The following is a 7,914-nucleotide window of genomic DNA, read 5'->3' as shown; positions in this document are numbered from 1 at the left end:
GGTTTGAATATTTTCGAGTAATGTCATAGTGCTCAAAATGAGCATTATGGTTTGAGTATTTTCGAGTAGTGTCATAGTGCTCAAAATGAGCATTATGGTTTGAATATTTTCGAGTAATGTCATAGTGCTCAAAATGAGCATTATGCTTTGAGTATTTTCGAGTAGTGTCATAGTGCTCAAAATGAGCATTATGGTTTGAGTATTTTCGAGTAGTGTCATAATGCTCAAAATGAGCATTATGGTTAGAATATTTTCGACTAATGTCATATTGCTCAAAATGAGCATTATGGTTAGAATATTTTCGAGTAATGTCATATTGCTCAAAATGAGCATTATGATTTGAATATTTTTAAGCAATCTCATATTGCTCAAAATGAGCATTATGGTTTGAGTATTTTCGAGCAACCTCATAATGCTCAAAATGAGCATTATGGTTTTTATATTTTCAAGTAATGTCATATTGCTCAAAATGAGCATTATGGTCAACGATAGGTGGGTTTTGTGATAAAGCTGTTGTTGTTGAGAATGATGAAATATAATTTTGAATAAAGAGGGTATTCTGAAATAAATAAAAAGTAAAAAGAATATTAAGTAGAATATAATTTCTTTAAGAGATTTTATGAATTTTCATTTGGAGGGTTAAAATTTATGGATTTTTTTACTTTTTTTACATAAATCCATGAATAAACCTTCAAAATAATCTCGTATGTCAATAAAAGTTGCGATTTCTCATAAAACTAAGTATAAGTTTGATCGTAGCGTCAGCTTGTCTCCACACATTTTTAGATTACGACCTGCACCTCACTCGAGGACGGCGATAGAAGGCTATTCCCTCAAAATTTTGCCACAGAATCATTTTATCAATTGGCAACAAGATCCTTTTGGTAATTATCAAGCAAGGGTTGTTTTTCCGGAAAAAACAAATGAGTTAAGTGTAGAGGTAGAGGTTATCGCAAAAATGGAGGTTATTAATCCATTCGATTTTTTTGTGGAAGAGTATGCCGAAAAATTTCCTTTCAAGTATGATGAAATATTGGCAAAAGAATTAGTGCCTTATCTTGAAGCGCGTGAATCGGGTCCTTTATTGACAGAATTTTTGAAAAATGTAATAATAGAAGATGAAATAAACACTGTGGACTTTTTGGTATTTGCTAATCAGAAAGTGTATACTCATCTTGATTACAATATCAGAATGGAGCCCGGAGTACAGACATGTGAGGACACGCTAAACATAAGAAGTGGCAGTTGCCGTGATTCAGCGTGGTTACTTGTTCAGATATTGAGGCACAAAGGAATAGCTGCGAGATTTGTTTCGGGCTATTTGGTACAATTAACGCCAGATATCAAATCTTTGGATGGTCCTTCAGGGCCAGAAGAAGACTTTACTGACTTGCACGCCTGGGTAGAAGCCTACATTCCAGGAGCGGGTTGGATTGGTCTGGATCCTACGTCTGGCTTGTTTGCAGGAGAGGGACATATTCCATTGAGTTGTACGCCAGATTATGCTAGTGCTGCGCCAGTAACAGGGGCTACAGATGTCTGTGAGGTGTCGTTTGAATTTGAAAATAGGGTTTTTCGTATTCATGAAGACCCTCGAGTTACTAAACCCTATTCTGAAGAGCAGTGGAATAAAATTATGGAAGTTGGCAACTTGGTAGAAAAAGATTTGCAGGAGGGTGATGTGCGTATGACCATGGGAGGTGAGCCTACTTTTGTTTCAATAGATGATTTTGAATCGCCCGAATGGAATTCTGCAGCAGATGGGCCTTTAAAACGCCAATTGGCTTATAACCTGGCACTTCGACTGAAAAACCGTTTTGCGCATGGAGGATTATTACATTTTGGTCAAGGAAAGTGGTATCCTGGAGAGTTATTTCCACGCTGGCAATATGCCTTGTATTGGAGGAAAGACGGGAATACTATTTGGAAAAATGACAATCTGATTGCTAAAGAATCTCAAACAAATTATAGTTTTCATGACGCTGAATTATTTTCAAAGGAACTGACAAAGTTCTTAGGAATTCGGGTGAGTAACTTGTGTCCTACCTATGAAGACCCTGTATATTGGGCTTTGGAGGAAGGTAAATTACCAGTGAATGTAGATCCGCTCTCTGTAAATCTTAAGGATTCGGTAGAGCGAAGAACTTTGGCTAAAGTATTAGACAAAGGTTTGAATAATCCGGTTGGGTTTGCGTTACCTATTCGCTGGAATTGGAACACCAGTACATGGACTAGTTGTGTATGGGAATTTCGACGAGGTAATTGTTTTCTCATTCCTGGGAATTCACCCGTTGGACTTCGATTGCCTTTAAATTCTTTACCTGCTATCTCTAAATTTCAACGAGAGGAACCATTGGAGCGTAGCCCATTTGAAGATTTACCTCCTTTGGGCGATTTTAGTCAAAACCCTTTATCTCGTTATGGTACCGAAGCTCCTAATTATATCGCTCCAGACAAAAAGCTTACGAGGGTTTCGGAAGATGAAAAAACGAGGTCAAAAGAACAAGATGAAAAGCCATTGTTGTTTGAGGTAAACACTATTCAAACTGCACTGGTTGTTGAAGAACGAGATGGCGTTATTTATGTGTTTCTTCCTCCTACAGAGTATTTGGAGCATTACCTCGATTTGATAGCTTCGGTAGAGGCTACCGCCGAAAAACTTCAAATACCTGTGCGTATCGAAGGATATACACCGCCATCAGACTATCGTTTGGAGAAATTGGTTGTATCACCCGACCCTGGAGTGATTGAGGTGAATATTCATCCGTCTAAAAATTGGCAAGAGCTCGTTGATAATACAAGTGCTTTGTATGAAGAGGCCTTTTTGTCGAGACTTGGTACTGAAAAATTTATGGTTGATGGTCGCCATACAGGAACTGGTGGCGGAAATCATGTGACCATTGGTGGAGCCACACCAGCCGAAAGCCCTATTTTACGTCGCCCTGATTTATTAAGAAGCTTGGTGACGTATTGGCAGCATCATCCTGTGTTGAGTTATTTATTTGCTGGCTCATTTGTTGGTCCAACGAGTCAAGCGCCACGTGTGGATGAAGGAAGAGATGAAAAGTTGTATGAATTAGAAATCGCGTTTGACCAAATACCTGAAGACGGCAATGTGCCATATTGGATGGTAGATAGAATATTTAGAAACCTGCTAGTTGATATTACCGGAAATACGCATCGTACCGAGTTTTGTATAGATAAACTTTATTCTCCAGATTCATCCACTGGGAGATTGGGAATTCTAGAATTTAGGGCTTTTGATATGCCCCCTCACAAGCACATGAATTTGGTGCAAAATCTCTTGGTGAGAGCTCTTATTGCTAAGTTTTGGAAAGAACCTTATAAAAAGAAATTAATCCGTTGGGGAACTGAATTGCACGATAGATTTTTACTACCACATTTTGCCTATTTGGATATGATAGATGTGGTTAATGACTTGAAAGAAGCAGGTTACGAATTTGATATTTCATGGTTTGATCCGTTCTTTGAGTTTAGATTTCCTCATCATGGAGGTGTTACAATCGATAATTTACAGTTAGAATTACGATTGGGAATTGAACCTTGGCATGTGCTTGGAGAAGAGCTCTCAAATTCGGGCACTGCTAGATTTGTGGATTCTTCTGTCGAAAGATTGCAAGCAAAGGTTTCTGGTTTTGTTCAAGATCGTCATATTTTGGTATGTAATGGTTGTAGAGTTCCTTTGCGTCCAACTGGTACCAAAGGGGAGTATGTGGCAGGTATTCGTTACAAAGCTTGGAATCCTCCTTCTGCTTTGCATCCAACTATTGGGGTGGATGCTCCTTTGGTCTTTGATATTGTAGATACTTGGAATAATCGTATTATTGGTGGATGTACTTATTTTGTATCACATCCTGGTGGGCGTAGCTTCGATACTTACCCTATTAATAGCTACGAAGCAGAATCAAGAAGAATTAGTCGATTCTGGGAGTTTGGGCATACTCCATCTACCCTCAATACGATTCCTGCGCCTGTAAGGTTCAATACAGCACCTTCTAGGTTTGTGGCTGAGAATAAGAAGGATGTTAGAATGGATACGCCTGTGGAGTTGGTGAATGCCGAATATCCAACTACCCTAGACTTAAGAAGATTTTGGCGTTCGAGATAACTGAAAAGGATAGGTTATCGGATTGTTGATGCGTTCTGATAATCTATCCTTGTATTTTTGGGGTAAATATGTACATTTATGTTTCAGTAGGCATTAGACAAAAGGCCTTTATAATTTCATAAAAAGCTCCTTTTATTCTTTAGCTTACAGGTTAAAACCTATTGTCTGAAACTCAAACTTAATTTTGTGTATTCACCTAACACTCTTTGCCTTGTGCCTAAAACAAAAACTTAAATCTTATTCTGCACGATTACTTAACTACTTATGACAATTTAGGTATTAAATGACATAAATGCCTTTGTGCAGTCGAATGTTTGATGTCTGCTTATGAAAATATGATTACAGAAGTGAAAGATAATTTGCTAAAAGCATACCTCAAGGAGATTGAGTCTTATGATGAAATATTGGATACCAATCAGCAAGTAAAGCCATATTGGAAAAAAATGTTTGATACCCTCGAGAAATTGGGTATGGATCAGCTGGTATCTCGGAGTCAAGAACTGACTAACAAACTGAAAGAGAATGGGGTTACCTACAATGTGTATGGAAACGCTGAGGTAAATTCACGGCCTTGGCAACTCGACCCGATTCCTTTTCTACTGGAACAGTCGGAGTGGAATCTGATTTCGGAGGGACTTAAGCAACGAGCTGTGGTATTGGATTTGATGTTGAAAGATATTTATGGGCCACAACATCTGGTAAAAGAGGGGATTTTGCCTCCTGAGTTGATTTATGACAATAGTGGATTCTTTAGACCATGTATTGATGTAAAGCTTGCTTCTGAGAAACAACTGATTTTATATGCGGTAGATATTGCTAGAGGGCCAGATGGAAGAATGTGGGTTGTAGATAATCGTACTCAAGCGCCTTCGGGTTCAGGATACGCTCTTGAGAATCGAACGGTAATGAGTGCTATTTTACCTGAATTAACTTCTGGGATGACGGTTAATAGACTGTCTCCTTTTTTCAAAACTTTTCATAAAGAGGTTTCTGCATTGGCAGGAAAAAGTAAAGAGTATCCTACGATTGTTTATCTAACTCCGGGTTCGGGGAATGAAACTTATTTCGAGCATGCATACTTAGCTTCGTATTTGGGGTATACTTTGGTTCAGGGCGATGATCTTGTGGTGAGAGATGGCTACGTATGGCTGAAGTCTATTGAGGGCTTAGAAAAGGTAGACGTGATTGTTCGTCGTATAGATGATGAATGGTGTGATCCTCTCGAGTTGCGCGAGGATTCACGACTTGGTATTCCGGGGTTATTGCAGGCCATGAGATTGGGTAATGTTACTGTGGTCAATTCTCCGGGTGCTAGTGTTCTCGAAAATAGCGCTTTACTTGCATTTATGAGTGCTGCTTGTCGGTATTTTCTCGATGAAGAGCTCAAGCTTCCGTCTATTGCCACATGGTGGTGTGGTCATTCAAAGGAGTTGAACTATGTTTTAGATAATATTCCGACATTAATCATTAAGAAAGCAAACCGAAAGCAAATTTTTCGGTCAGTTTATGGTAGATTTTTATCAGAAGAGCAAAGAGTTGAGTTAATAGAACAAATACTGGCTGCTCCTCATGAATATGTTGCACAGGAGGAGATTGGGCTATCTACTACTCCTGCTTTGGTACAGGGGAAATTGGTGCCTCGTTTGGCAGCGATTAGGGCGTATTTGGTTGCTGATGGAAATGACTATAAAGTCATGCAGGGAGGGCTAACTAGAAGTTCGGCCGTTCATGGTCGATTTGAGGTGTCTCATCAGCATGGGGGTTGCTCCAAAGATACTTGGATTGTGTCGGATGATGATTCGCTCCACAAAGAGATTGGTATGGAGCTCCCAAAAGACCCCGTGCATCATCATACTTCTTTGCCCAGCCGAAGTGGTGAGAATCTTTTTTGGGTTGGAAGGTATGCCGAAAGGACGATGTCGACTACCAAATATTTGAAGTTGTTAATCAATGCTTTACATGAAAGTGTAAAATTTGGAAATGCTTCAAAGTCTGAACATATTGAAGTCTTGTTAAAGGGTTTAACGCATTTGACTTTAACCTATCCTGGATTTCTGGATGAGCAACGGCCCGAGTTGCTGACAAATCCTTACGGAGAGATTCATAAGATTGTACACGATGTACAACTGCTTGGTTCTGTGGCCTCAAGTATAGAGGCTTTTTTGAGAGGTGTAATTTCTGTGAGTGATAAATGGAATCATGATACTTGGCGAGCCATTTATGCCATCGAAAATACCTTTAAAAAAATCAAAAGACCCGATGAGGTGTACTCTAATAGTCATAGTATGCAAAAGGTCTTAGATAAACTTCATGCTAGATTATTTACTTTTTATGGTATAGTTTCGGATACAATGCCCCGTGATAGCGGTTATTGTTTGTTTGAATCAGGAAAGTTGATAGAAAGAGTCTTACTCAAAATTAGTACTATTCGGGCCTGTTTTAGTTTTAAAAATGAGCCACATATCGAGCATGAATTGATTGAGGCAGTACTAATAAATCATCATCTTTTAAATCATTACAGGCAGCTTTACAAAACACATATTAGTTTGGAGGCCATGCTAGATATGATTTTTTTAGAATCTAAATTACCTTATTCTATTGCTTTTCAGCTAGACGAACTGGGTAGATTTTTGGCTGAATTACCTAAACCTTTACATTCAGAAAGACTGAATATTGCGCAAAGGGCTGTTCTTCAAGCATCCACTAAAATCAAGCTTGCTGATATCACTCACTTGATTGTTTTTGACGAGGAAACTTTGTATCGTGAAACATTAGATGGTCTCTTAGCAGAGGTGTTTGAGCTTATTCTGTCAGTAAATAATTCATTGACTAATTTGTATTTTACACATACCGAAATCCAACACTCCTTTTTGAGTAACACCGAAAATTCGAGTCAGAATGAAATATAATTTAACTCATAAGACCTCCTACAAATACTTCGAAATTGTAAATAATTACCATAGCTTGGTGTGCCTAAAGCCAAAAGATATTGTGGGACAGGTTTGTAGTGATTTTAGACTTGATATTACGCCTAAACCTAAGGAGATTATTGAGAGAAAAGACTATTTTGGTAATACTGTTCACTATTTTTCAGTTCATGTTCCGCATCAGGAACTCACAGTTTTGGCTAAGAGTACGGTACTGAGTTTACCAAAATCATATCAATTATTTCCTACAATTACGGTGGAAGAGTGCAGAAATCAGTTGAGTGATGATAGATCTTTAAAAATTGAATTTTTGCAATATACTACCTCTAGTCCATTTGTGTATTGGGATGATGAAATTAGAGCATTCGCACTAAGCTGTTTATCGGACAAAATGGTACTTTACGAAGGTGTACAGCAACTATGTCATAAGATTTTTTCGGAGTTTAAGTTTGTCTCTAATGTGACTTCAATCTATACGCCAATCAAGACCGTATTGAAGGAGAGGCGTGGAGTCTGTCAAGATTTTTCGCATTTGGCCATAGCATGCCTACGTAGTGTGGGCTTGGCCGCTCGATATGTAAGTGGGTACATCGAGACCTTGCCACCGCCGGGAAAAGAAAAACTCCAGGGGTCTGATGCATCCCATGCTTGGATATCTGTGTATATTCCAGGGAGTGGTTGGTGTGATTTTGATCCTACCAACAATATGATTCCGCAAGAGAGACATATTATTACGGCTTATGGGAGAGATTATAGTGATGTGGCTCCATTAAAGGGCGTAATTTTTAGTTCGGGTGGGCACCAACTGTCTGTGTCGGTTGATGTAACTCCTATCTAAGGGAACCTTAAACTGAATTT

At 38.8% G+C, this 7,914-nt stretch carries 4 protein-coding genes; 3 read left to right on the top strand and 1 reads right to left on the bottom strand.

The genetic code is table 11. From position 1 onward, the window contains the following. The coding region (locus ACOVQ4_RS19560) for a hypothetical protein (RefSeq protein ID WP_421822291.1) at positions 1-363 on the bottom strand (363 nt) is incomplete at its 3' end. Positions 364-706: 343 nt separating this feature from the next. On the opposite strand from ACOVQ4_RS19560, the gene ACOVQ4_RS19555 reads away from it, so the two are divergent. The 3 genes from ACOVQ4_RS19555 to ACOVQ4_RS19545 all read left to right on the top strand — a co-directional run bounded on the left by ACOVQ4_RS19555 (position 707) and on the right by ACOVQ4_RS19545 (position 7,894). Continuing rightward, entirely contained in the window at positions 707-4,129 is a 3,423-nt protein-coding gene (locus ACOVQ4_RS19555; protein ID WP_421822290.1) for a DUF2126 domain-containing protein, read from the top strand. 335 nt (positions 4,130-4,464) lie between these two features. Beyond that, entirely contained in the window at positions 4,465-7,038 is a 2,574-nt protein-coding gene (locus ACOVQ4_RS19550) for a circularly permuted type 2 ATP-grasp protein (RefSeq protein ID WP_421822289.1), read from the top strand. After that, positions 7,028-7,894, top strand: coding sequence for a transglutaminase family protein (locus tag ACOVQ4_RS19545; protein WP_421822288.1), 867 nt, complete (start codon positions 7,028-7,030; stop codon positions 7,892-7,894). Before ACOVQ4_RS19550 ends, ACOVQ4_RS19545 begins: the two co-directional genes overlap by 11 nt. The last annotated feature ends 20 nt before the right edge of the window (positions 7,895-7,914 follow it).

The sequence above is a fragment of the Flectobacillus sp. genome (assembly GCF_049240685.1).
Classification (GTDB): Bacteria; Bacteroidota; Bacteroidia; order Cytophagales; family Spirosomataceae; genus Flectobacillus.
Note: the sequence above shows the minus strand (reverse complement) of the source record. Positions and strands in the feature narration are given on the sequence as shown.